Annotated in this window: 27 protein-coding genes; 18 read left to right on the top strand and 9 right to left on the bottom strand. The window is 64.3% G+C overall.

Annotation, left to right across the window (positions count from 1 at the left end; translation table 11 throughout):
* The first annotated feature begins 19 nt into the window (after positions 1-19).
* The 9 genes from IV454_RS30630 to IV454_RS30590 all read left to right on the top strand — a co-directional run bounded on the left by IV454_RS30630 (position 20) and on the right by IV454_RS30590 (position 7,505).
* The gene (locus IV454_RS30630; protein WP_206089373.1) at positions 20-1,525 is read left to right on the top strand and encodes an NADH-quinone oxidoreductase subunit M; all 1,506 of its coding nucleotides are present in this window, start codon (positions 20-22) and stop codon (positions 1,523-1,525) included.
* An 8-nt stretch (positions 1,526-1,533) separates the two neighbouring features.
* Positions 1,534-3,051: an NADH-quinone oxidoreductase subunit NuoN gene (gene nuoN, locus IV454_RS30625; protein WP_206089372.1), complete on the top strand. Its 1,518-nt coding sequence runs from the start codon at positions 1,534-1,536 to the stop codon at positions 3,049-3,051.
* The gene (locus IV454_RS30620; RefSeq protein WP_206089371.1) at positions 3,051-3,374 is read left to right on the top strand and encodes a DUF2818 family protein; all 324 of its coding nucleotides are present in this window, start codon (positions 3,051-3,053) and stop codon (positions 3,372-3,374) included. Before nuoN ends, IV454_RS30620 begins: the two co-directional genes overlap by 1 nt.
* Positions 3,375-3,390: 16 nt before the next feature.
* Positions 3,391-3,963 carry an NUDIX domain-containing protein gene (locus IV454_RS30615; RefSeq protein WP_206089370.1) on the top strand — a complete coding sequence of 191 codons (573 nt, stop codon included), beginning with the start codon at positions 3,391-3,393 and terminating at the stop codon, positions 3,961-3,963.
* 6 nt (positions 3,964-3,969) lie between these two features.
* Positions 3,970-4,662 carry a hypothetical protein gene (locus tag IV454_RS30610; RefSeq protein WP_206089369.1) on the top strand — a complete coding sequence of 231 codons (693 nt, stop codon included), beginning with the start codon at positions 3,970-3,972 and terminating at the stop codon, positions 4,660-4,662.
* Between the two features lie 8 nt (positions 4,663-4,670).
* On the top strand, positions 4,671-5,357 hold the full coding sequence (ispD, locus tag IV454_RS30605; protein WP_206089368.1) for a 2-C-methyl-D-erythritol 4-phosphate cytidylyltransferase: 687 nt from the start codon (positions 4,671-4,673) through the stop codon (positions 5,355-5,357).
* Between the two features lie 18 nt (positions 5,358-5,375).
* The gene (gene ispF / locus IV454_RS30600; protein WP_054263633.1) at positions 5,376-5,891 is read left to right on the top strand and encodes a 2-C-methyl-D-erythritol 2,4-cyclodiphosphate synthase; all 516 of its coding nucleotides are present in this window, start codon (positions 5,376-5,378) and stop codon (positions 5,889-5,891) included.
* Positions 5,892-6,012: 121 nt separating this feature from the next.
* A complete protein-coding gene (locus IV454_RS30595; RefSeq protein ID WP_206089367.1) occupies positions 6,013-6,411 on the top strand; it encodes a hypothetical protein in 399 nt (132 codons plus the stop codon).
* A gap of 548 nt (positions 6,412-6,959) precedes the next feature.
* Positions 6,960-7,505, top strand: coding sequence for an FxDxF family PEP-CTERM protein (locus IV454_RS30590; protein WP_206089366.1), 546 nt, complete (start codon positions 6,960-6,962; stop codon positions 7,503-7,505).
* Between the two features lie 236 nt (positions 7,506-7,741).
* Here the strand turns inward: IV454_RS30590 and IV454_RS30585 are convergent, their stop codons facing one another.
* A complete protein-coding gene (locus tag IV454_RS30585) occupies positions 7,742-8,017 on the bottom strand; it encodes a PaaI family thioesterase (RefSeq protein WP_206089365.1) in 276 nt (91 codons plus the stop codon).
* 217 nt (positions 8,018-8,234) lie between these two features.
* Between IV454_RS30585 and IV454_RS30580 the strand changes: the two genes are divergently transcribed.
* From IV454_RS30580 to IV454_RS30565, 4 genes are read left to right on the top strand one after another with little or no spacing between them, the layout of a single operon-like run.
* Positions 8,235-8,699: a MarR family winged helix-turn-helix transcriptional regulator gene (locus IV454_RS30580; RefSeq protein ID WP_229521941.1), complete on the top strand. Its 465-nt coding sequence runs from the start codon at positions 8,235-8,237 to the stop codon at positions 8,697-8,699.
* Positions 8,683-9,948, top strand: coding sequence for an MFS transporter (locus IV454_RS30575; protein WP_206089364.1), 1,266 nt, complete (start codon positions 8,683-8,685; stop codon positions 9,946-9,948). The genes IV454_RS30580 and IV454_RS30575 overlap by 17 nt, the downstream gene beginning before the upstream one ends.
* Positions 9,945-10,253, top strand: coding sequence for a hypothetical protein (locus IV454_RS30570; protein WP_206089363.1), 309 nt, complete (start codon positions 9,945-9,947; stop codon positions 10,251-10,253). The genes IV454_RS30575 and IV454_RS30570 overlap by 4 nt, the downstream gene beginning before the upstream one ends.
* A 2-nt stretch (positions 10,254-10,255) precedes the next feature.
* Positions 10,256-10,423: a hypothetical protein gene (locus IV454_RS30565; RefSeq protein WP_206089362.1), complete on the top strand. Its 168-nt coding sequence runs from the start codon at positions 10,256-10,258 to the stop codon at positions 10,421-10,423.
* Positions 10,424-10,448: 25 nt separating this feature from the next.
* Here IV454_RS30565 and IV454_RS30560 read toward each other — a convergent pair whose 3' ends face one another.
* Together IV454_RS30560 and IV454_RS30555 are read right to left on the bottom strand one after the other, a co-directional pair.
* On the bottom strand, positions 10,449-11,234 hold the full coding sequence (locus IV454_RS30560; protein ID WP_229521939.1) for a PEP-CTERM sorting domain-containing protein: 786 nt from the start codon (positions 11,232-11,234) through the stop codon (positions 10,449-10,451).
* A gap of 118 nt (positions 11,235-11,352) precedes the next feature.
* Positions 11,353-12,258, bottom strand: coding sequence for a LysR family transcriptional regulator (locus IV454_RS30555; RefSeq protein ID WP_206089361.1), 906 nt, complete (start codon positions 12,256-12,258; stop codon positions 11,353-11,355).
* A 201-nt stretch (positions 12,259-12,459) separates the two neighbouring features.
* On the opposite strand from IV454_RS30555, the gene IV454_RS30550 reads away from it, so the two are divergent.
* The 3 genes from IV454_RS30550 to IV454_RS30540 all read left to right on the top strand — a co-directional run bounded on the left by IV454_RS30550 (position 12,460) and on the right by IV454_RS30540 (position 14,203).
* Positions 12,460-13,098: an NAD(P)-dependent oxidoreductase gene (locus IV454_RS30550; RefSeq protein WP_206089360.1), complete on the top strand. Its 639-nt coding sequence runs from the start codon at positions 12,460-12,462 to the stop codon at positions 13,096-13,098.
* 106 nt (positions 13,099-13,204) lie between these two features.
* On the top strand, positions 13,205-13,756 hold the full coding sequence (locus tag IV454_RS30545) for an NADPH-dependent FMN reductase (protein ID WP_206089359.1): 552 nt from the start codon (positions 13,205-13,207) through the stop codon (positions 13,754-13,756).
* 21 nt (positions 13,757-13,777) lie between these two features.
* On the top strand, positions 13,778-14,203 hold the full coding sequence (locus IV454_RS30540; protein WP_206089358.1) for a VOC family protein: 426 nt from the start codon (positions 13,778-13,780) through the stop codon (positions 14,201-14,203).
* A gap of 69 nt (positions 14,204-14,272) precedes the next feature.
* Here IV454_RS30540 and IV454_RS30535 read toward each other — a convergent pair whose 3' ends face one another.
* On the bottom strand, positions 14,273-15,001 hold the full coding sequence (locus IV454_RS30535) for a hypothetical protein (RefSeq protein ID WP_206089357.1): 729 nt from the start codon (positions 14,999-15,001) through the stop codon (positions 14,273-14,275).
* A 380-nt stretch (positions 15,002-15,381) separates the two neighbouring features.
* Between IV454_RS30535 and phaP the strand changes: the two genes are divergently transcribed.
* Entirely contained in the window at positions 15,382-16,056 is a 675-nt protein-coding gene (phaP, locus tag IV454_RS30530) for a TIGR01841 family phasin (protein ID WP_206089356.1), read from the top strand.
* Positions 16,057-16,096: 40 nt separating this feature from the next.
* Here the strand turns inward: phaP and IV454_RS30525 are convergent, their stop codons facing one another.
* The 3 genes from IV454_RS30525 to IV454_RS30515 form a co-directional block, all read right to left on the bottom strand.
* Entirely contained in the window at positions 16,097-17,311 is a 1,215-nt protein-coding gene (locus IV454_RS30525; RefSeq protein WP_206089355.1) for an acyltransferase family protein, read from the bottom strand.
* A gap of 118 nt (positions 17,312-17,429) precedes the next feature.
* A complete protein-coding gene (locus IV454_RS30520; RefSeq protein ID WP_206089354.1) occupies positions 17,430-18,146 on the bottom strand; it encodes a LytR/AlgR family response regulator transcription factor in 717 nt (238 codons plus the stop codon).
* Positions 18,134-19,189 (bottom strand): sensor histidine kinase, encoded by a 1,056-nt coding sequence (locus IV454_RS30515; protein ID WP_206089353.1) that lies wholly within the window; start codon positions 19,187-19,189, stop codon positions 18,134-18,136. Before IV454_RS30515 ends, IV454_RS30520 begins: the two co-directional genes overlap by 13 nt.
* A gap of 88 nt (positions 19,190-19,277) precedes the next feature.
* On the opposite strand from IV454_RS30515, the gene IV454_RS30510 reads away from it, so the two are divergent.
* Positions 19,278-19,895 (top strand): YdeI/OmpD-associated family protein, encoded by a 618-nt coding sequence (locus IV454_RS30510; RefSeq protein ID WP_229521935.1) that lies wholly within the window; start codon positions 19,278-19,280, stop codon positions 19,893-19,895.
* Between the two features lie 9 nt (positions 19,896-19,904).
* On the opposite strand, the gene IV454_RS30505 is transcribed toward IV454_RS30510, so the two are convergent.
* Together IV454_RS30505 and IV454_RS30500 are read right to left on the bottom strand one after the other, a co-directional pair.
* Positions 19,905-20,876, bottom strand: a complete 972-nt coding sequence (locus IV454_RS30505; protein WP_206089351.1) for an FHA domain-containing protein — start codon at positions 20,874-20,876, stop codon at positions 19,905-19,907.
* Entirely contained in the window at positions 20,873-22,300 is a 1,428-nt protein-coding gene (locus IV454_RS30500) for a S1 family peptidase (RefSeq protein WP_206089350.1), read from the bottom strand. Before IV454_RS30500 ends, IV454_RS30505 begins: the two co-directional genes overlap by 4 nt.
* Positions 22,301-22,362 lie beyond the last annotated feature (62 nt).

Below are 22,362 nucleotides of genomic sequence, written 5' to 3'. Positions count from 1 at the left end.
CACGCAAAGACAACAAAACATGATGCAGTCTACGATTTCTAACTTCCCTCCGTATCTGAGCCTGGCGATCTGGCTCCCGATTGTCCTTGGTGCGGCCATTCTTGCGATAGGCCGCGACGACAAGCCGGGGCTGACGCGCTGGATGGCCTTGATCGGCTCCGTCGCCTGCTTCCTGGTGACCCTGCCGCTGGTGCAGCACTTCGACAGTGCCGCGCATGGCATGCAGTTCGTTGAAAGCACGCCGTGGATCGGCCGCTTCAACATCATGTACTCCCTGGCGATCGATGGTTTGTCGCTGTGGCTGGTGCCGCTGACGGCCTTCATCACCATCATCGTCGTCATCTCGGCGTGGGAAGTGATCGAGAAGCGCGTGGCGCAGTACATGGGCTCCTTCCTGATCCTGTCGGGCCTGATGATCGGCGTGTTCTGCGCCATGGACGGCTTGCTGTTCTACTTCTTCTTCGAAGCGACCCTGATCCCGATGTTCATCATCATCGGCGTGTTCGGTGGCGAGAACCGCGTGTACGCGTCGTTCAAGTTCTTCCTGTACACCTTCATGGGTTCCCTGCTGACCCTCGTTGCGATCATCTACCTGTACAACGCCGCTGGCGGCAGCTTCGACATCCTGACGTGGCACAAGCTGCCGCTGACGATGAAAGAACAGACCTTCATCTTCCTGGCCTTCCTGATGGCGTTTGCCGTCAAGGTGCCGATGTTCCCGGTCCACACCTGGCTGCCCGACGTCCACGTCGAAGCGCCAACGGGCGGTTCGGCCGTGCTGGCCGCGATCATGCTCAAACTGGGCGCGTATGGCTTCCTGCGCTTTTCGCTGCCGATCACCCCTGACGCCTCGCACTACATGGGTGGCTTCATCATCACCCTGTCCTTGATCGCCGTGATCTACATCGGCCTGGTCGCCCTGGTCCAGAAGGACATGAAAAAACTGGTCGCCTACTCGTCGATCGCGCACATGGGTTTCGTGACCATGGGCTTCTTCATGTTCAACCAGATTTCCGTGACCGGCGCGATCGCGCAGATGATCTCGCACGGCTTCATCTCGGCCGCCATGTTCCTGTGTATCGGCGTGCTGTACGACCGCATGCACTCGCGCCAGATCGCCGACTACGGAGGGGTAGTGAACCGCATGCCGAAATTCTCGGCGTTGATCGTGCTGTTCTCGATGGCCAACTGCGGCCTGCCCGCGACGTCCGGCTTCATCGGCGAATTCACCGTCATCCTCGGTGCGGTGCAGTTCAACTTCTGGATTGGCCTCTTGGCCGGTACCGCCCTGATTTTCGGCGCGGCCTACTCGCTGTGGATGGTCAAGCGCGTGGTGTTCGGCGATATCGCCAACAAGCATGTTGCTGAACTGACGGACCTGAACAAGCGCGAGTTCTTCATGCTCGGCGTCCTGGCCATCGCCGTGATCGGAATGGGCTTGTACCCTGCGCCGTTCACCGACACGATGCAAACCTCGGTCACGGACCTGCTCCAGCAAGTCTCCGTGTCGAAACTGCCGCAATAAAGAAGACTATGATCCAGACTACGAATCCCAACCTGATCCCGGTTTACGCCGAAATCTTCCTGCTGGTCGCTGCCTCGGCGATCCTCTTGATCGACATGTTCCTCAAGGACGGCAAGCGTGTCCTGACCTACCTGCTGTCCCTGGCGGCACTGGTCGGCTGCGCCGCCCTGACGTACTCGGACTATGCGGCCGGCACCACGATCTACACGTTCCACAATATGTTCGTGTCGGACCCGATGGCGAACCTGCTCAAGCTGTTTACCTACCTGGCCATCGGCATCACCCTGGTCTACTCGCGCACTTACGCCACCGAGCGCGGCATGATGTCCGGTAACCTGGGCGGCGAATTCTATGTGCTCGCGCTGTTCTCGATGCTCGGTCAGATGATCATGATCTCCGGTAACAACATGCTGATCATTTACCTGGGCCTGGAACTGATGTCGCTGTCGCTGTACGCCCTCGTTGCGCTGCGCCGCGATCACGCCGTCTCGACCGAAGCGTCGATGAAGTACTTCATCCTCGGCGCGCTCGCTTCCGGCTTCCTGCTGTACGGTATCTCGATGCTGTACGGCGCCACCGGTTCGCTCGATATCGGCGAAATCTCGAAGGCGGCGTCGGCGTCCACCGCCAACCTGAACATCCTGGTATTCGGCCTGGTGTTCCTGGTGGCCGGCCTGGCGTTCAAGCTCGGCGTGGTGCCTTTCCATATGTGGGTGCCTGACGTCTACCAGGGTTCGCCGACCGCGGTGACCCTGCTGCTGGGCGGCGCGCCGAAACTGGCGGCGTTCGCGATCTGCATCCGCCTGCTGGTGGAAGGCTTGCTGCCAATGGCGATCGACTGGCAGCAGATGCTGATGGTGCTGGCCGTGCTGTCGCTGGCGATCGGTAACCTGACCGCGATTGCCCAGACCAACCTGAAACGGATGCTCGCGTATTCGACCATTGCGCAGATGGGCTTCGTGCTGCTCGGCCTTCTGGCCGGCGTGGTCGCCAATCCGGTGGATGCGAATGCGATTCCGGACGCCAGCAATGCCGCTGCCGCCTACAGCGCCGCCATGTACTATTCGATCACCTATGTGCTGACGACCCTCGGTACTTTTGGTCTGATCATGATGCTGGCGCGTACCGGCTTCGAAGCCGAGGAACTGAACGACTTCAAGGGCCTGGCCAAGCGCAGCCCATGGTTCGCGGCCGTCATGGCGATCCTGCTGTTCTCGCTGGCCGGCGTGCCGCCGATGATGGGCTTCGCGGCCAAGTTCGCGGTGCTCGAAGCGGTGCTCTCGACCGGCGCCGTGTGGCTGACCGTGGTCGCGGTAATGTTCTCGCTGATCGGCGCGTTCTACTACCTGCGCGTGGTCAAGGTCATGTACTTTGACGAACCGCTTGATACCACCCCGATCGTCGCGCCGTTCGACATGCGCGCCGTACTTTCGATTAACGGGATCGCGGCCGTGCTGCTGGGCGTATTCGCCGGTCCGTTGCTGGCCGCTTGCCTGAACGCGATGACGAAGACTATCGGTTCCTGATGGACGTGTCGTTATCGAGCTGGTTGGCGATCGCCGTGGCACTGGCGGCGGCCAACCTGCCGTTCATGAATGAGCGGCTGTTCGGCTTCATCCCGGTCGGCCATGCGAGCGCCGACCGCGGGCCAGTCAAGGCGGGCTGGTGGCGCGTGCTGGAAATGGTGGTGCTGTACTTCGTCGTCGGCGCCATCGCCTATCTGCTCGAAGCGCGCATCGGCAATGTCTTTGGCCAGGCCAAGGAGTTCTACATGATCACCGTGCCGCTGTTCGTCGTGCTGGCATTCCCCGGCTTCGTCATGCGCTACCTGCGCAAGCGCCATCATTAATTCATTGGAGCCGCGCATGGACCCGAACCTCACCGACGATCATCTGGCAGAGCGCCGCATCGATGGCGAACTGGCTTACGAGGGCAGCTTCCTGAAGGTCTCGCGCGACCGTGTCAGCCTGCCCGACGGCGCCGTCGCCACCCGCGAATACATCCGCCATCCGGGCGCGGTGGTGATTTTGCCGCTGCAGGGCGATGGCCGGGTGCTGCTCGAACGCCAGTTCCGCTATCCGCTGGGAAAAGTTTTCATCGAATTCCCGGCCGGGAAAATCGATGCCGGAGAAGAACCGCTGGCCTGCGCCAAACGCGAGTTGCAGGAAGAAACCGGCTACACGGCGACCGACTGGCAATTCATCTGCACCATCCACAACGCCATCGCCTACTCGGACGAGCACCTCGAACTGTTCGTCGCGCGCGGCCTCACCGCCGGCCCGGCGCGCCTGGACGAGGGCGAGTTCCTGGAAACCTTCAGCGCCACCGTGCCCGAGATGCTCGACATGGTCCGCACCGGCCAGATCACGGACGTGAAGACCATCATCGGCGCCTTCTGGCTCGATAAACTCCTCGGCGGAAGCTGGCCGCCGGCTTGATCCGCCATGAGGATCCTGGCTTCCGCGTTCGCGCTGGCCTTATTCTGCCCGCACAGCAGCTGGGCGGCCCGCACCGCCTTCCAGGCGCAGTGCGAGGATTCGATGGCCAAGGCGGTCTCGGTTTTGTACTCGACGCCGAGCGGCTACACCATCAATAACACGGTCTCCTTTCACGGCTTGAGCGCGATGAAGCCGGGCGCGCCGAACACCTTCGTGCTGGGCCTGACCAAGACCGAGTCGCGCTCGACGATCTCGCTCAAGACGCCGACCTTGATCGACCCCGTCAGCGGCTACGAGTGCGTGGCGCCGCAGATCACCGTCGCGCTGCTGTACAGCCCGGTAGTGGTGTACGTCGGATCCGAGTTTCGCCCTGGTTCTTGTGCATATCAGGAGATTCTTGCGCATGAGATGCGCCACCTCAAGACCTATCTCGACCATTTGCCGAAAGTGGAAGTAACGGTGCGCGCGGCACTGGCAAGGCGCTTCAACGACAAACCCCTGTACGCGCGGCGCGGCCAAGCCATGGCCTTGTTGCAACAGGAACTCAATACCGGTTGGGCGCCGTACATAAAAAATGAGATGGCCAAAGTAGACCCGCTACAAGCCGCCATCGACACGCCGCAAGAGTATGCGCGCCTGAGCAAAGTTTGCGCAGGTGAGGTACAGTCCATTGTGAGACCGGTTAACCGAAACCGATGAAGACAATCATGAAGCAAACCGCACCGCGCTACATTGCCCTGATCCCCGCCGCCGGCGTCGGCGCGCGCATGGCATCGAACAGCCCTAAGCAGTACTTGCCCATCGGCGCCAAGCCGATGCTGCGTCACACGCTCGACGCCTTCGTGTCGAGCCCCCTGATCGCCCATACCTACGTCGTGGTCAGCGCGCACGACGCGTATATCGACGCCATCGTGCCGTCCGGCGCAGCCACCGTGCTGCGCTGCGGCGGCGCCAGTCGCATGGAGTCGGTCCGCAACGCCCTGCGGGCGCTGGAGGGCGAGCTGCACGAGCATGACTGGGTGCTGGTGCACGACGCGGCGCGGCCGGGACTGAACGCCGCGCTGATCGGCAAGTTGATCGATGCGGTCGGCGACGATCCGGTCGGCGGCCTGCTGGCACTGCCCGTGGTCGACACCGTCAAGCGCGGCGGCGCCCACGTCAGCACCGTCGCGCGCGACGGCCTGTGGCTGGCGCAGACCCCGCAAATGTTTCGCTACAAGCTGCTGTGCGATGCGCTGGCCGCGGCCACCGACGCCAAGGTCATTACCGATGACGCCAGTGCGGTCGAGGCCCTGGGCTTGTCGCCCAAGCTGGTTGAAGGACATCCCTGTAATTTAAAAGTGACGCTGCCGGCGGACATCCGGATCGCCGAGATGTACCTGGCCGCGCCTTAACCTGAAATGAGTGAGACCATGGCACTGGCATCCTACAATCCCACCCCGCCGTTCCGTGTCGGAACCGGCTACGACTGCCACGCCCTCGTCGAGGGCCGCAAACTGATTATCGGCGGGGTCGTCATCCCGCACCGTATGGGCCTGTTGGGCCATTCGGACGCCGACGTCCTGCTGCATGCGATCATCGATGCGATGCTCGGCGCGGCCGGCCTGGGTGACATCGGCAAGCATTTCCCTGACACCGACCCGATGTTCGCCGGCGCCGATTCGCGCACCCTGCTGCGCGAAGTGGCGCACCGCGTGGTCGCCACCGGCTACACCATCGGCAATATCGACGCCACCATCATCGCCCAGGCGCCGAAGATGGCGCCGCACATTGCGCAGATGGTGTCGCGCATCGCCGAAGACATCGGCGTGTCGCCCCAGCAGGTCAACATCAAGGCCAAGACCAATGAAAAGCTGGGCTACCTTGGACGGGAAGAGGGCATGGCCGCCGAGGCGATCTGCCTGCTGATCAAATCCGCCTCCGCGTAAGCATCGGCGGCAAGGCCCGCGGGAAGGCGACCGGGAACCTTGATCGGCGTCAGGCGGGCCTGAAAACGCGGCCCCTAGACTTGAACTTGATTCAACAAGTTCAACCATGGGGAGACAGATCATGAAATCCGCATTATCGGCCCTCGCCAGCGCCCTGGCGTTGGCCAGCGGCCCGAACGACGCCTGGGTGCGCCAGAGCGGCACCACCTTCACGGTCGACCAATCGATCGTGCAACGGGGCGAGCGCAACGTCGCCCGCGCCGATGAAAGCGGGCAGGTCAATGGCTCGACCATCGTCCAGACCGGGAACGAGAACCTTGCGTCGGCGACGTCGACCTTGAACGGCAGCGTATCGGAGATCATCCAGACCGGCAGCGACAACCGCGCCAGCGCGATGCAGATTGGCGCGCTCTTTTGGACGACCGGCAACTTCTCGCGAATCAGGCAAACCGGCAACGCCTTGCGCGCCAAGGTGCTGCAAAACGGCAGCGGCAATTTTTCCATCATCGACCAGCGCTGATATCGAAGTCCATGCAGGTTGTCGTCGCAAAGGCGTACAGCTTGCCGTCCGCATCGGTGATGCGCGCTTGGGCAACGCCGACCTGCCCCCCCCCACGCCGACCAACGCCGCCCCGGCCCGCACCGGCCCGGTCGTATCGCTCATCGCGCGGATATGGTTCACCTTCAGCTCCAGTGCCGCCTGTGTCGGCTCACCCTTGCCATTACCCGCAATTTCTCTTGTTAGCTCGTTGTTTTTGGCCGGCGAATAAGCAAGAGGCGGCCTCAGCGTAATTCGTTTAACAAGTGTCAAAAAACGACTAAATTTTATCAACAATATGATATTGTTAACTGGTAAATATGCCGCAGGGCGATATGAGCCGCGCGCTTGCTGCGGCCCGTACCGCCCTGGGCCGTCGACCTGCACCGCCAGATTGCTCATGCCCGTTCCTGGCGTGTAGTTGACAATCGGCGTCATCACTTGGCCGGCGTTCTTTACGAGCGCTGCGGTCTTGCTTGCGCTGTCGCCCTACCACCCAATGACGTAGCAATTCTCAATAAGGAATGACCATGTTTCTGAAATCGACACTGCTCGCCGTGGCGTTTTGTGCGTTTGCATCGACCGCTCAGGCTGATTCCATCCACACCATCACCGGCGACACGACTGGCGCCGCCATTTTTAATCGACCGTTCGAGGACCTTTCCGAGTTGTCGACAATCGGCACGAATGTCAACTTCAACCAATTCAAATTCACGGTTTCCGCGGCGGGCAGGTACTCGTTCTTAACGACGGCGGTTTTTGACTCCTTGGTTTTCCTTTACAGCCCGAGCTTCAATCCCAGCTCGTCGCTGACGAACGCCCTGATCGGTAACGACGATCTTCTTGGTACGACCACATCGGGCTTCGTGACCCACCTGGACGCCAACACGTCTTACGTACTGGTGATTACCGGTTATGAACGCTTCCAGTATGGCCAGTACAGCACGACCATTGGCGGGCCAGGCGCCGTCATCGTCAGCGGCGTTCCCGAACCCGAGACCTATGCGATGCTGGCACTTGGCCTGGGCGTCGTGGGCGTGGCACGCCGTCGTGCAAAGTTCCTGAAGACGGCCTGAACGGAACTGGCGAGCTGCGCGCGCCGAGTGACCATGACAGGGCTTGGCGCGCCAGGCGCGATACGGATGCTCCCTCGACGAAGGACTTGGCAACGACCGCGCGCTTGACGGCGTTGCTGTGCCGCCTGTACGGGCCGCGTCTACGCGGTGAACTGACTGCTTGAATTTTTGTGTCCATCATCGAGGTTGTGGGCACGATTCAATTTATGCCCGCAATCAATCATGTCGCCGACAGCTCAGGCAGTACAGACGTTGCTGGGAAGACGCTTACCCAGGGTCGTGTATCCCTTGCCGGCCGGGAGCATCGTATGGATCGCGCGGCCGAGCGCGGTGTCGAGCATGGTTGCCGCGTAGCCGCCGTGCACCACGCCGCTCGGATTGTAGTGCGCCAGCGCCGGGGTTCCCTGGAATACCGCGCGGCCGGGCTCCACCGACATCGGCAGGATCCTCATCAAGTGCGCGATCGGCGCCGGGGGCAGGGCGCCGCTACCGATTCCTTCCAAAAATTCCATGTCGCTGCTGCTATGCAAGGTGGCGCGATCGGCCACGCCCCACCAGTCTGGCGCGTATTGCAGCAGCCTCGTCCAGCCATTGCTGGCGTCGGTCTTGCCGTTCCATGATGACCCTTTTGCTTGATGGTTAAAAGCCGGGAGACGCGCACACGGCTCGTGAATTGTAATATACTCCAAACAATCAGTGTAGATGCACCTATTTCCGCAACACCACGATATGACCGATCCGATTGAAAAACCGCTGGGCTGTACCTGCTTCAAGCTGCGCAAGCTCACGCGCGCCATGTCGCGCGTGTACGACCACCACATGGCGGCCGTGGGCCTGAAGACCACCCAGTACAGCGTGCTGGCCAACGTCGCACGCAAGGCGCTGCCGGTGGCCGAGCTGGCCGAACGCCTCGGCATGGAACGCACCACGCTCACGCGCAACCTCAAGCCGCTGATGGAAGCCGGCTGGGTCGTCCAGCGCCCCGGCGCCGACAGCCGCCAGCGCATCGTCACCATCACCGAGGCCGGGCAGCAAAAACTCGCCGAATCCTACCCGGTGTGGTGCGGCGCCCAGCGCGCCTTCGAACAACTGGTCGGGCCCGGGGCCGTGCACGCCCTGCACACCCAACTTGACTCCACGCTTGCCCAATTAACGCCATTGATCGAGGACCTGCCCCATGCCCACCCAGAATGAGATGACGCCGCGCGCCGCCTGGCTGCTGATCCTCGCCGCCTCGGCGATCTTGATGATCACCATGGGCGCGCGCCTGACCACCGGCCTGTTTCTCTCGCCGATCAATACATCGACCGGGCTGGGAGTGGCATCGATCAGTTTCGCCATGGCGATCGGCCAGTTCGTGTGGGGCGCGGCGCAGCCGGTGTTCGGCGCCGTGGCCGACAAATGGGGCTCGGCCAAGGTGATCATCCTGGGCGCCGTCATGCTGGCCGCCGGCATGGCGCTAACGCCCTTTGTGTCCTCGCAATGGGGGCTGATGCTGACCATGGGGGTGTTGACGGCGGCGGGGGCGGGCGCGGGCAGCTTTTCGATCCTGATCGGCGCCACCGCGCAGCGCTTGCCGGCCGCGCGCCGGCCGTTCGCGGCGGGCTTCATCAATGCCGGCGGCTCGTTCGGTCAGTTCGTGTTCGCGCCGCTGATGCAGGCGATCATCAACGGCGCCGGCTGGATTGCCGCGATGCTGACCATGGCGGCGACCACCTTGCTCACCATTCCCCTGGCCTGGCCGCTGCGCAAGGGCGCCGGGCTGGCCAAGGCCGATCCCGCCGCGGCGGCACCACCCAAGCCGGCTGACGTGCCCGGCATCGGCCTGGGCGCGCAGATCAAGATCGCGCTGCGCGACCGCAGCTACCTGTGCCTGCACGCCGGCTTTTTCACCTGCGGCTTTCACATCGCCTTTTTGGTCACCCACCTGCCGGGCGAGGTGGGCCTGTGCGGCCTGCCGGCTGGTGTGTCGGCCAATGCGCTCGCGCTGATCGGCTTGTTCAACATCGCCGGCAGCCTGACGGCGGGCGCGCTGTCGACCCGCTACCGCATGAAGTCCCTGCTGGCCCTGATGTACGCCAGCCGCGCCGTGATCGTCATCGCCTTCCTGCTGGCGCCCAAGACGGCCATCACCTTCTACGTATTCGCCGGCGCGCTCGGTTTCACCTGGCTGGCGACGGTGCCGCCGACGGCCGGCCTGGTGGGCAAACTGTTCGGCATGCGCTACCTGTCCACCTTGTTCGGGCTGACCTTGCTGTCGCACCAGGTGGGCGGCTTTTTCGGCGCCTGGCTGGGCGGACTGTCGTTCGTGGCCTACGGCGACTTTACCTGGATGTGGTACGCCGACATCGTGCTCGCGCTGGCCGCGGCCTTGATCAATCTGCCGATCCGCGAAGCGCATGTGGTGCGCGCCCCGGCCATGGCGGCGAAGGCATCGGCATGACACGCGATACCTGGGCTTACCGCGACGTGGCGGTCGAATCGTATGTCGATGCGCGCAGCGGCGCCTTGCGCATCCGTCCGATGGCGGGGCAAGCCTTTGCGCCCAGCCTGCGCGTGCAGTGCGCGCGCGCGCTGGTGGACCCGGCGCTCCATCCGGCCGGGACCCGCTTCCTGCTGTCGGCCAAGCTGACCGACCGCCTTGGCGGCACGCCGTTTTTGTATGCGTGGCATGGCGATCCGGTGCTCGTCCTGAGCGCGGCGCAGGCGAAGAAATTCCTGGCCGAGTTCCGGCGCGGCAGGATTTAGCGGTGGATTTGCTTGAACAACTGGCCGCGCTGGTAGAGGATGTCGATCGCTACGACAACATTGACTTCGGCAGCGGACATGAAAGCGAGCACGCCAACCGCCGCCTCAAGCTGCGCACGCGCGATCTGATTGTGGCGGCGCACGAGTGCTTTTGCTGTCGGTCAAGCTGACCGACAGCTTGGGGGCGCCGTTTTTTTATGCCTGGCGCGAGCGCACCAGGCGCCATCCGATCAATCCCAGGCCGGCCAGCAGCATGGCATAGGTCTGCGGTTCGGGAACTGGGGAAACGCCATCGACCGACGCATGGGCGCGCACCCACAGTTCGGAATTGACCCAGTATTCCCCATTTTTGGTTTGGATGGTGGTGGTGAAGGTGTGCTTGACCTGCTTCTCGCCCGGCCCCTGTACATCGGCGCGCAGATCGTAGGTCCTGTTATTGTCGCCTATGCGGATGTAGGCGTACGAGTTTGCCCGCCCTTCGAGCGCCTCGCCGGAACTGCTGACGAACGTGCTGACGTCCAGCGAGATACTCATCGATGTATTCGGCGAAAGAACGAATACCCGGTCAAGTGCGATGTCCGAGTGAGTGCCACCCCGGCCGCTGCCGCTGACCGTGGCCGTGTTGGACATCGCCAGCGTGTCCAGTGTCGTGCCGCGGATGTCGGCCGCTACTTGCAGATGCTTCGAATGGGCCCCTGCCGTGGAGGTATCGAAGGCGGTTGTTTGCTGGTCGAAGTACGAGAGCTCGCGCGAATCTTCCTGGTCGTGTCCCGCATCCATGTCCCACTCCCGGGCTACGAATACCGAATGCTCGGCCGTATCGTATCGGATGTAGGGCGTCACGCCGTCATTCAAGTCGAGATCGGTCAGCGTGTAGCGAATGTTGGAAATGGATGTGGTGGCCGAATAGCTTACTTGCGCCTGCGCGGGCAGGGCGGCGAGCAAGGCGGCAAACGGTAAGGCGAGGGCGGTATGCTTCATTCAGGGAACTCCGGATCGCTAGCGAGGGGTAGGGGACTTATTATACGTACAATTGTTTTATTTTTATATCTTTTGCTGCCGCTCGCTTGGCGGCACCATTGGCGCCTGGGCGCGCCGCTTACGGCGCGCCCAGGGAGGCGCGGTAAAAGTCGATGAATGCGCGCACCCGCGCCGGCGCCTGGCGTCCCGGCGGCAGCACCGCGTACATGCCGCCGCGCGGCAGCGACCATTGCGGCAGCAGTTCAACCACCGTGCCGGCCTTGAGGCTGGCGCGCAGGGTTTGCCTTTCCATCACCGTCACCCCGGCGCCCTGTTCGATCAGCGCCAGCAGGGCAGCGGGTGAATCGACCTGCATGCGCGAGACCGTCTGCACCACGGTCTCGGCCCCGTCGGCGCCGCTGAAGGTCCAGGTGTGCGGGGTGCGCATCAGCGACAGCGCCACCCAGTCGTGCCGCACCAGATCCTGCGGCGTGGCCGGATAACCGCGCTGCCGCAAATACGATGGCGCCGCCACCACATGCTGCGAAAACTCGCCCAGCTTGATGGCGCGCTGGGTCGAGTCGCGCAGCCAGCCCATGCGAAACGACAGGTCGATGCCTTCGGCGATCATGTCGACGACCTTGTCGGCGGTGCGCACATCGACCGTGATGCGCGGATGCAGCGCCATGAACCGCACCAGCGCCGGACCGATGGAGTGCTCCACCTGCAGCGCGGTGGTGGAAATGCGCAGCATGCCGGACAGCTCGCCCTGTTCGCTGCCAGCCTGCGCCAGCGCGTCGGACAGGGCGCGCAGCAGCGGCTGGCATTGCGCGTGCAGCGCGCGCCCGGCATCGGTGGGCGCCACCTGGCGCGTGGTGCGGGTAAACAGCGATACGCCCAGCTGACGCTCCAGGCGCGCGATCTGCACGCTGACCCTGGCCTTGGCCACGCCCAGCCGCTCCGCCGCGGCGGTAAAACTGCCCGCCTCGGCGACGGCGTCGAAGATGGTCAGGCTGTTCAGGTCGATCTGATCGAGAGGGGTCATCTGGATTGATAAGGAATTGGAATCAATCCATTATCAACCATGCGACTTGGGCGATCAATCGCTCCCGCCGGCGCACGCCTTGTGAGCATGGCGAGTCAATTGATTAGAATTTTGTAACAATGAATTATTCCGACTACTATTTATCGAATCAATGCTTGCTGTCATCATGCATCTCATCCAAACCACAGCAGGAGTCTCGCAATGAATATCGTACTGATCGGCGCCACCGGATTTATCGGCACAGCCTTGCTCAATGAAGCCCTGAACCGCGGCCATGCGGTCACCGCGCTGTCGACCCGCCCGGACAAGCTGGCCCCGCGCGAGCGCTTGCAGGCGCTGGCAGCGGACGTGATGGACGTGGCCACGCTGACCGCGCGCCTGGCCGGCGCCGATGCCGTGCTGTCGGCCTTCAGCGGCCATGCCCAGGGCGATGTGCAGGCCTACTACCTGAGCGGCGCGCGCAACATCGTCGCCGCTACCAAGGAAGCGCGCGTGCCGCGCCTGCTGATGGTGGGCGGCGCCGGTTCGCTGGAAGTGGCGCCCGGTGTTCAGCTGCTCGACACGCCGGGCTTTCCGGACCTGTACCGCGCCAGTGCCGAAGGCGCGCGCCAGGCGCTCGCGCTGCTGCGCGCCGAGGCTTCGCTCGACTGGACCATGCTCAGTCCCGCCGCCATGATTGCGCCGGGCGAGCGCACCGGCGTGTTCCGCCTGGGCCGCGACGCGCTGCTGCTTGACGCTGCCGGCAACAGCGCCATTTCGGTGGAAGACTACGCCGTGGCCATGATCGATGAACTGGAAAAGCCCGCGCACAGCCGCCAGCGCTTCACGCTGGCTTACTAGGCGTCGGCCCGACGGGGTGTTCGGGAGCGCGCGCGGTGCTGTAAAAATTGTTAAGATTGACGATTGACCCACCGCCGACCAACCGACCATCCCCGAAAGGACCGACATGGCTTCCAGAAAAATCGCTGTCATCATTGGCAGCTTGCGCAAGGAATCGTTCACCCGCAAGGTCGCCAGGAGTCTGATGCTGCTGGCACCGCCCACGCTCGACATGGAGATCGTCGAGATCGGCCAGCTACCCCTGTACAACCAGGACGACGACGCCGCGCCGCCGCCGGTGTACACCGAGTTCCGCGACAAGCTCAAGGAATTCGACGGGGTCCTGTTCTGCACTCCGGAGTACAACCGCTCGGTGCCGGCCGCGCTGAAAAACGCGATCGACGTCGGCTCGCGTCCGTACGGCCAGAGCGCCTGGGGCAGCAAGCCGTGCGCCGTGGTCAGCGTTACGCCGGGCGCGCTCGGCGCTTTCGGCGCCAACCATCACCTGCGCCAGTCGCTGGTGTTCCTGAACATGCCCGCCATGCAGCAGCCCGAGGCCTATCTGGCCAATATCGGCAGCCAGTACGAGGGCGACAAGCTCACCAACGACAGTACCAAAGCCTTCCTGCAAAAATTCATCGACTCGTTCGCGGTCTGGGTCGAACGTCACGCCGACTGACACGCCAACCGGGACGGTGCGATGATACGAATCCGCGATATCGACCACGTGGTTCTGCGCGTGGTCGATCTGGAAGCGATGATGGGCTTTTACCTCGACGTGCTGGGCTGCGCGATCGAGCGCCGCCAGGACGAGATCGGCCTGGTGCAGCTGCGTGCTGGCCATGCGCTGCTCGACCTGGTGACGGTCGATGGCAAGCTGGGAAGGGCCGGCGGCGCGCCGCCCGGGCGCGAGGGGCGCAATATGGACCACCTGTGTTTTCGGGTCGAGCCGTTCGATGCCGGGGCGATCCGCAGCCACCTGATGGCGTGCGGCGTCACGCCCGGCGCCGTCGAATCGCGCTACGGCGCCGAAGGGGAGGGACCGTCGATTTACCTGGATGACCCCGAAGGCAACACGGTCGAGTTGAAAGGCCCGGCCTGGCCGGCCGGTCGCGCGCCACAATGACATGGCCTCGCGCAGGAGACAGTCGTTGCTGCAGGTGAGCGTTCCCGCTGCGCCGCAGCGGGCAACGGTTCAGGCCGGCGTGCCGGCGACGGGCGCGTCCTTGCCGATCCAGTAATTGAACTGGCCGAAGGTGGGCAGCAGCTCGGCGTCGCGCGTGTCGAAGAAATCCTGGATCATTTGCCGGTAGGCGCCGCGCCGGGAGAACTCGGCATGGGTGGCGCTGTAGCGCGCCACGGCGGCATGAAAGGTGCGGCGGATACCGTCGTCGGCATTCAAGCCCGGATGGCTGCCCGATTTGCGCGGGCGGCCACGCTTGACGTTGGCGCTGGAGCCGCGCGTCTTGCCGGGCGCGCCCGAGTTCCGATAGTCGGGCAGCAGCGCATCGGGATGCTGGCCGCGCTCCCAATAGCGGCGCAGATAGCGATAGATGGATGGATGCGACACCCCGTGCAGCGCGCTTTGCAGCATCACCATGCGCCCGCGCCTGCGCGCCTGGTAGATCGCCGGTTCGTCGGCGACCAGGGCTTGCACCACGCCCCAGGCGCGGTCGCGCACCTGGCGATGGCGCGCGGGCAGGGCCGCGGTGTCGCCGCCGGCCGCATGCGGGTCGGTCGCCAGCAGGCGCGCGCGCTGTTCGCGCACATCGCTGCTCAGGGCGGGCAGCGCCGCCAGCTCGGGATGCGCACCCTTCGCGCCCAGTTCGAAAGTGTAGGCAACCTTGGCGGCGCGATCGATCCACAGGATGCGGACCGTGCGCGCCTGCGCTGGATAGTAGAGCAAGTCATTTTTGTGCAGCATGGCGGCGCTCCTTGTCGGGTTGTCAGGATGTGCATGCATGCAAGTTCCACGCCAGGGACCGGCTGTGGCTGCGCGCCCCTGCGCCGGCACCAGCACGGCATGTTTTTGGTGCATTGCAGCACCAGTGCACCGTTTCGTGTCAGCAAGGCAGCTGAGAACGTTGCCGACTTGAACACATTTGATCTATATCAAACTCCGATCGCTTTTGTCCCCTAGTCTTGGGGCTCGTGCTGAAGACGAGATCTTGCAGAAGGTTTGATACGAGACAAGCAGTTCTCACCACGCCTGCGCTGCGGCGGCGCGATAAGGGTCAAACAACAGGCCGCTTGTCCCCGGTTCGGCAACTTCGCTTTTGAAAAAATCACTTTATCGAGGTCTACATGTTTCCATACTCACAATCCGTGACGCCTGCTGTGCGAAGCCACCTGGACGCACAAGTTTCTTTCCTCAACGATATGTCTAAATCGTTGTTCAATTCGTTCCAGCAACTGTGCAATCTGAACATCCAGCTGACCCAGACCTTGCTGGAAGAGACCGCTCTCAGCAGCCAGCAAATGCTGACGGCCGACCGCCAGACCGATGTGATCAGTGCCGCCGCATCGCGCGCCCAGCCTGCCACCGAAAAGCTGCGTGCCTATCAGCAGCACATTTCGCGCGTGGCAGCCGATGCGCAGGTCGAGCTGGCCCGCGTGACCGAGCAGCACGTGCAGGAAACCACCCGCACCGCGCGCGCCCTGGCTGACGAAGTGGCCCGTGTCGCTTCGGAAGAAACCGAGCGTAGCATGCGTAACCAGCAGGAAAGCATGCGCAAGTTCAGCGATCCGTTCACCCAGCATGCTGGCGCATGGCGTGGCAACGGCAGCACCGAAGTGCGCGGCAGCACCAGCATGCAGAGCGGCCAGAGCGGCAACGCACAGGGCGGTTCGGCTGGCAGCAGCCAAAGCGACCAGCATGCCAGCATGCAGGGCAACAGCACTGGTGCTCCTTCGGCGGGCCAGGCTGGCAGCAGCACCAGCGGCAAGACCGGTAGCGCCGGCGCGAGCAAGAATACCTAAGGGCGCGCGCCCCGGCCGGCGCGGTGCCGGCCGGACGCTGTCACATCGTTGCCGGGGTGGGCTGGGTGCTCGCTCCGGCAACTGCGCAGTTGCTGGTGCGGGTGCCGGGATGGATGCCAAAGAGCGGGCCGAGCACTCGTGAACGCCGCACGATGTCGGCGACGGCAAAACTGAGGCAGACGGTCAGCACGACCAGCACCAGCCCTTCGACCGGCGGCGCCAGCTTCGCCGGCTTGATCGCATGCGCCATCACGACGATCAGGGTCTGATGCACGATATACACGGGGAACACCGCCTGCGCCAGATAGCGCCGGTTGGCGCTGTCGCGATTGAGGTGGCGATGCGCAAATCCCAGCACGGCCACGATGGCGCTCCACGCAAACAGGCAATACACGATGCGCTGCGCGTGCATTAGCGGTATCTGCACCTGGGCCGAGACCAGGTCATCCGGCAGGGCATAATAAATGGTCAGCGCGGCCCAGCCGGCTGCCGCCATTCCCAGACCGTGCCAGCGCAGCGCTTCCAGGCGCGGCCAGAACTGCGGTGTGCGCGCGAGCATGGCGCCGAGCAGGAACAGGAACAGATACGTCGCATGGTTGAACCAGTCGTCCACCAGCGCATGCGTGGTCGGAAAGCGCGACAGCAGCGCCATGCGTGCGATGGCCAACACCGCCACCGGCAGTACGATGATCTTCCATCCGGTCAGCAGCGCGCCGATCCTCGCGGCCAGCAGGTCGAAACGCGGGCCGAGCGCCATCACCAGAGCGCCCAGCATGAGCGTGTAGACCCACAGATAGGCCACGAACCACAGATGGTTCCAGGTCGGCATGATCAGGCAGTCGGTGCCGCGGCAAAAGCCGTGGTAGCGGCCCAGGTACAACTGCATGAAGTTGCCGTAGCCGCCCTGGTAAGCCACCTTTTCCACCACTTCGAAGTAGGCCTGGGGCGGCACGATCACCAGCATGCCGAAGATGAGCGGCAGCAGCAGGCGCGCGCTGCGCTGGCGCAGGAAGCGGCCGGCCCCGGTCCTGGCTAGCATCAGGCTCGATGCCACGCCCGATACCAGGAACAGCAATCCCAGGCGCCACGGCGACGACAGCAGCATCAGCGGCTCGATGGTGTGGCTGGCGAACGGGCTTTTGACGTGCCAGTCCCACGTCACGTAATACATGCCGACGTGGTAGGCGATCAGCACGAAAAAAGCGAGGATGCGGACCCAGTCGAGGAACCAGAGGCGGGTGGGGGAGGTAGTCATGGCGCGCGCTTCGTGAGTGGAAAACCCCAGCCTGAATCAAGCCGTTCTGGCGCGCCAGCGAAATGGGGCGAGCCGGGTTCCCGCTGGGGCGAAACGGCGCGCGGCCTTACGCGCGGCCTTACAACAGCGCGATCACGGCGGCCCGGTACTGGCGGCTGCACGGCACGCGCGCGCCGTCGCGCAGTACCAGTTCGCAGTCGCCCTTGTCGAGCGCCTCGACCCGCGCTATCCACGCCAGCTGCACGGCCGCGCGCCGGTGACAGCGGACGAACCCAGGTCCCAGCTTGTCGAGCAGGCCGGCCAGGGTCTGGCGCATCAGCGGCTGCTCGCCGGCCGTGTGCAGCACCACGTAATTATCGGCCGTCTCGATCCACCCGATCTGGTCGACCCGGATCACGCGCGTGACGCCCCGTTCGGTCACCAGCAACTGGCGCAGCGCATGCTCGCCCGCGAACGGCGGCAGCGGCTGCGCGGACCGCGCCAGCAGGCGTTCGCGCAGGCGCTCCAAGGCGCGCTGAAGACGGGCCTGGTCGTAAGGCTTGAGCAGGTAATCGATGGCATTGGTGTCGAAGGCCTTCAAGGCATATTCGTCGAACGCGGTCGCGAACACGATCAGCGGCGCCGGCGCGGGCAGGGAGGCGGCCAGTTCGAGGCCGCTCACCTCGGGCATCTGGATATCCAAAAACAGCGCGTCCGGCGCGAACGCCGCGATCTGCTGCATGGCGTCGACCCCGTCACGCGCTTCGGCGATGGCCTTGACGTCGGCTTCCTGTTCCAGCAGCTTGCGCAGCTTGTCGCGCGCAGGGCGCTCGTCGTCGACGATCAGGATGCGCATGGCACCCTCATCACCGCGCGCACGCCGCCTGGCGCCAGCGCCGACAGGGCCAGGCTGGCGCGCTCGCCATACAGGGCCGCCATGCGCTCGCGCAGGTTGGACAAGCCCACCCCGGGCGGGGCATCGGGCGCCAGGGTGCCGATGTCGTCATCCAGGGTCACCACCAGCATGCCGTCGCAGCGGCTGGCCTTGACCACGATATGGGTGGTCTCGCGGCGCTTCTCCACGGTATGCTTGAAGATATTTTCGAGCAGCGGCTGGATGCTCATCACCGGCACGGGGCAGGCCAGCGCATCGTCGTCGATGCGCCATGCGATGGCTACGCGTTCGGCGTAGCGTTCCTCCATCACGCGCGCATAGCCGCGCACCAGCCGCAGTTCGGTCGCCAGCGGCGCGACTTGCAATTCGCCGACGTCGAGCGTGGCGCGCAGTACGTCAGCCAGCTGGATCAAGGTGGCGTCGGCGCGCGCCACGTCGGTATGCATCAGGGATGAAATGGTGTTGAGCGCATTGAACAGGAAATGCGGCTGCATCTGCTGGCGCAGGCGCTGCAGGTGGGCCTCGCGCAGCAGGGCGTGGGCTTTCTCGGCGCGCAGCTTCGCCTGCAGCAGCTCCTGGTACGACAGGATGCCGAATACGATGACCGTGAACAAGCCGACGAACACCGACAATTTGAGCGACTCGTAAAAGAAGGTCTCGCCCCAGGCTCCGTGCTCGTAGTGCGCCCCGGCCAGCGCGTACACGCCATGGCGGATACCGAACGCGATCGGCACGAAAGCCACCCAGTACATCGGCAGGTACAGCGCCTGCAGGCCGAACCAGTGCCACGGTGACGCCAGCAGATCGTCGTATTTGCGCGTGAGGCGGCGCTGGAGCGCCAGCAGGCCCGTTGCGGCCACCATCGAAGAGCTTTCCCACAGCACCGGCTGCCATACCGCCTTTCCGCCATCGCGCAGGTAATCCTCGACGGCGACCGATACCATCAGCGCCCAGAACAGCAGCCAGGCGACGCCGATGACGATGGTGGAGCGTTGAAGTCGCATGATAGGGCTGGCGCGCATGACGCGGGGCTGGTCGAAGCGCTGATGATTGCGTATTCTGTCTCGCATGTCAAAAAATCGGAGGAGCGAAGTGGGAGAAACGACCAAGACAGCACCGGCGCCGGACGACACCCCGCGCGCATTCGCCTCGCAGGCCGCCTGGGCGCAGTGGCTGGCCGAACACCATGCCAGCTCGCGCGGCGTATGGCTGCGCCACGCGAAAAAGGGCGCGCCGCAAGCGACCGTGACATACCAGGAAGCGCTGGAAGTGGCGTTGTGTTTCGGCTGGATCGACGGCCAGAAACGCAGCGAGGACCAGCACCACTGGCTGCAGCGCTGGACGCCGCGCGCCGCGCGCAGCATCTGGTCGAGGGTGAACCGCGACAAGGCGCTCGGCTTCATCGCCGAGGGCAAGATGCAGCCGGCCGGCCTGGCCGAGGTGGAGCGCGCGCAACAGGATGGGCGCTGGGACGCCGCCTACGAACCGGCCAGCGCGGCGCAGGTACCGCCCGACCTGGAGGCGGCCTTCGATGCCCACCCCGGCGCGCGCGAGTTCTTCGCCACCCTCAATGGGCAGAACCGTTACGCGGTACTGTTTCGCATCCAGACCGCCGTCAAGCCCGACATGCGCGCGCGCCGCATCGCCACCTATGCGGCCATGCTGGCGCGCGGCGAAACCTTGCATCCCTTGATGGCCAGGAAAACCTGAGTTCGCGGATCAGTCGTCGTCGCCGCCGTCGCCCTTGATTTTCTTGGCGCGTTCCGCATCGAGCCTGGCCTTCATGGAGGCGACGTCGCCCATGAATTCGTCGACCTTGTGGTCGGGACTGACGCGGGTCGATGGCGGCATCAGCACCGACATGAACAGTTCGTCCGCCATGCGTCCGTAGCGCTGCTGGTTGCTGATCAGGGTCAGGCCCGATCCGATCAGGGCCAGCACCAGGCAGGCCAGGGCGAAGCGGCGGGTCTGGTGCGGTTTGACCGTCCCCAGGTGAAAGAAGATCACGCCGGCCACGATGGCGATGGCCACGTGCGCACTGTAGCCGGTCAGCGCTTCGAGCGAGAATGCGTAGGCCGCCGCGCTCGACACTATTTTGTAGGCCAGGATCGCCGCCAGGCCGCAGCCGAAGATGAATAGATGGCGCCCGAGCCGCGCGTGGCGGCCGAACAGGCGGTTGGCGAAGGCCCACGCGCCGCCCCATACGAGGCCGGCGCCGATGCCGTAGGCCAGGCCGAGCAGGTAGCGGATCAGTTGGAACGACTGGGTATCGCTCAGCCACGTGGTAAACAGCGCAAAGGCGCCGATCAGCAGCAGGCCGACCAGGCCGGGAATGCCGCCTTCCCAGCCGTGCATGGTGCGGTCGACCATTTCCGGCCCGACCGGAAAGTCGGCCCCGCGCACGCGCAGGCTGGTGTGGCCGATGCGGATCACGGTGTCGCCGGTCAGCACCAGGCCGGTGGTGCGCCGGCCCAGGTGGACCACGCCGTTTTTGGTGCCGAGGTCACGCAGCACGGGTTGACCATCGTCGCCCGCTTCGAGCACGGCGTGGCGCGGCGCGGCGAAGGCGTCGTCGAGAATGAAGTCGTTGTCGTAGCCGCGCCCGAAGCGGATCGGCAAGCTGTCGACCTGGTGCCGGTGCAGCACGTCGCCATTGCGCGCCAGGGTTTCGATGAAGTAGGGCGCGTTCATGGTTTGTTCCCGCGCGCCAGCGCTTCGAGGAAGGCGCGCGTGGTGCGCAAGCCGTTTTCGTACGAGACGCCGGAGACGTCGAGACGGCTCTGCAAGGTGGCGCGGGCGTCGTCGGTGCTGGCGGTGAGCAGGGTGAAGTTGTACAGGCCCGCGAACTTGCGGTAGGCGCGCACGCAGGTCACCGCGCGCAGCGGGAGCGATGTGGTCTTGACGAACTTTTCGGTGCACATCGGCCCGGTCAGGCGCGTGTCCTTGGTGCTGCCCAGGTTATCGGTCTTGAACAGGGTCGAGGCCAGCACGGCGAAGCGGACCGGGTCCAGGATGGCCGAGCGCACGTACTGGTGCGTCATCGAGACGTGCCCGGTCTGCTGCGAGTCCGACACGAAGATGGCGGACTCCATCGCGCACGCCATGGTGTCGGCATTGAAGGTGGCTTCGGCCTTGACGTTGGAGCGCCCCCAGCAGCGCACCTGATCCGACTCGCGCACCGGTACCTGGTACGGACCCATGGTCTTGAGCGAGAGCGGGGCATCGAGCAGGCGGTCGATCATGCCGCGCTGGTGGGCCAGCAACTGCTGGCCGATCAGGGGATTGAAGTCCTTGGGCGTGCGGGTCTGCGCCGCCACTTTTTTCAGCAATTCCTGGGCAAAGCGCACCGGCACCAGGAAGCTGATCAATTCGCCATCGCGCCGTTTCGACACGTTTACCCCGGCCACGTCGCCGGCCACGGTCACGCTCGGCCCGCCGCTCATGCCCGAGTTGATCGGGCCGGTGAACATCAACTGGTCGTAAAAGCTGCGCGTGATGATGCCGTTGTACGAGCCTTCCGAAATGGCGAAGCCGAGGTCGAGAGGATTGCCCAGCGAATACAGATACTGGCCCTGGGTCAGCTTGACCAGTTTCTCGGGAATATTGAAAAAGCCGCTGCCGTTGCGGTTGATGCGCACCACCGCCAGGTCGTGCAGCACGTCCACGGCCAGCAGCTCGACCGGGCCGCTCTTGCCGTCGGTATCGATGTATTCGCCCACGTACACGTCCGGGTCGAGCGCCATCTGCGACACCACGTGGTAATTGGTCAACACCAGGTTGCTGGTGCCGACCATGAAGCCCGAGCCCACGGTCGACTGGCTGCGTCCATTCTTGAGCAGCATGCGGATTTGCAACAGGTCGCCCTTGGCGGCGGAATACACTTTTTGCGCGGCCGAGGAGGGCGGCGGCAGGGCGGCGTTGTCGTCGACTTCGGGGGTGGTGGCCGGGGGCTGGGCGCCGGGTGGAATGACGGCCGGGGCGGGCGGGGGAATGACGGCGGGAATGGTCAGGGGAGCGGGGGGAGGGCGCGGCGCCGGTGGCGGCGCGGGCGCGGTCGCCGCGATGGCATGGGCGGCGAAGCAATAAGCAAGCACGGCGGCATTGACAAATTTCATGCAATCCTTCGGTGGCAAGAGCTGTTTCCGCTATCTTGCCACCAGCTTAGCTTATTTGCGCG

This window comes from Massilia antarctica (genome assembly GCF_015689335.1).
GTDB lineage: Bacteria > Pseudomonadota > Gammaproteobacteria > Burkholderiales > Burkholderiaceae_D > Telluria_A > Telluria_A antarctica.
Note: the sequence above shows the minus strand (reverse complement) of the source record. Positions and strands in the feature narration are given on the sequence as shown.

Coding starts and splice junctions, on each gene's coding strand:
- IV454_RS30630 (WP_206089373.1), top strand. CDS start 20: ATGATGCAGTCTACGATTTCTAACTTCCCTCCGTATCTGAGCCTGGCG.
- nuoN (WP_206089372.1), top strand. CDS start 1,534: ATGATCCAGACTACGAATCCCAACCTGATCCCGGTTTACGCCGAAATC.
- IV454_RS30620 (WP_206089371.1), top strand. CDS start 3,051: ATGGACGTGTCGTTATCGAGCTGGTTGGCGATCGCCGTGGCACTGGCG.
- IV454_RS30615 (WP_206089370.1), top strand. CDS start 3,391: ATGGACCCGAACCTCACCGACGATCATCTGGCAGAGCGCCGCATCGAT.
- IV454_RS30610 (WP_206089369.1), top strand. CDS start 3,970: ATGAGGATCCTGGCTTCCGCGTTCGCGCTGGCCTTATTCTGCCCGCAC.
- ispD (WP_206089368.1), top strand. CDS start 4,671: ATGAAGCAAACCGCACCGCGCTACATTGCCCTGATCCCCGCCGCCGGC.
- ispF (WP_054263633.1), top strand. CDS start 5,376: ATGGCACTGGCATCCTACAATCCCACCCCGCCGTTCCGTGTCGGAACC.
- IV454_RS30595 (WP_206089367.1), top strand. CDS start 6,013: ATGAAATCCGCATTATCGGCCCTCGCCAGCGCCCTGGCGTTGGCCAGC.
- IV454_RS30590 (WP_206089366.1), top strand. CDS start 6,960: ATGTTTCTGAAATCGACACTGCTCGCCGTGGCGTTTTGTGCGTTTGCA.
- IV454_RS30585 (WP_206089365.1), bottom strand. CDS start 8,017: ATGGAATTTTTGGAAGGAATCGGTAGCGGCGCCCTGCCCCCGGCGCCG.
- IV454_RS30580 (WP_229521941.1), top strand. CDS start 8,235: ATGACCGATCCGATTGAAAAACCGCTGGGCTGTACCTGCTTCAAGCTG.
- IV454_RS30575 (WP_206089364.1), top strand. CDS start 8,683: ATGCCCACCCAGAATGAGATGACGCCGCGCGCCGCCTGGCTGCTGATC.
- IV454_RS30570 (WP_206089363.1), top strand. CDS start 9,945: ATGACACGCGATACCTGGGCTTACCGCGACGTGGCGGTCGAATCGTAT.
- IV454_RS30560 (WP_229521939.1), bottom strand. CDS start 11,234: ATGAAGCATACCGCCCTCGCCTTACCGTTTGCCGCCTTGCTCGCCGCC.
- IV454_RS30555 (WP_206089361.1), bottom strand. CDS start 12,258: ATGACCCCTCTCGATCAGATCGACCTGAACAGCCTGACCATCTTCGAC.
- IV454_RS30550 (WP_206089360.1), top strand. CDS start 12,460: ATGAATATCGTACTGATCGGCGCCACCGGATTTATCGGCACAGCCTTG.
- IV454_RS30545 (WP_206089359.1), top strand. CDS start 13,205: ATGGCTTCCAGAAAAATCGCTGTCATCATTGGCAGCTTGCGCAAGGAA.
- IV454_RS30540 (WP_206089358.1), top strand. CDS start 13,778: ATGATACGAATCCGCGATATCGACCACGTGGTTCTGCGCGTGGTCGAT.
- IV454_RS30535 (WP_206089357.1), bottom strand. CDS start 15,001: ATGCTGCACAAAAATGACTTGCTCTACTATCCAGCGCAGGCGCGCACG.
- phaP (WP_206089356.1), top strand. CDS start 15,382: ATGTTTCCATACTCACAATCCGTGACGCCTGCTGTGCGAAGCCACCTG.
- IV454_RS30525 (WP_206089355.1), bottom strand. CDS start 17,311: ATGACTACCTCCCCCACCCGCCTCTGGTTCCTCGACTGGGTCCGCATC.
- IV454_RS30520 (WP_206089354.1), bottom strand. CDS start 18,146: ATGCGCATCCTGATCGTCGACGACGAGCGCCCTGCGCGCGACAAGCTG.
- IV454_RS30515 (WP_206089353.1), bottom strand. CDS start 19,189: ATGCGACTTCAACGCTCCACCATCGTCATCGGCGTCGCCTGGCTGCTG.
- IV454_RS30505 (WP_206089351.1), bottom strand. CDS start 20,876: ATGAACGCGCCCTACTTCATCGAAACCCTGGCGCGCAATGGCGACGTG.
- IV454_RS30500 (WP_206089350.1), bottom strand. CDS start 22,300: ATGAAATTTGTCAATGCCGCCGTGCTTGCTTATTGCTTCGCCGCCCAT.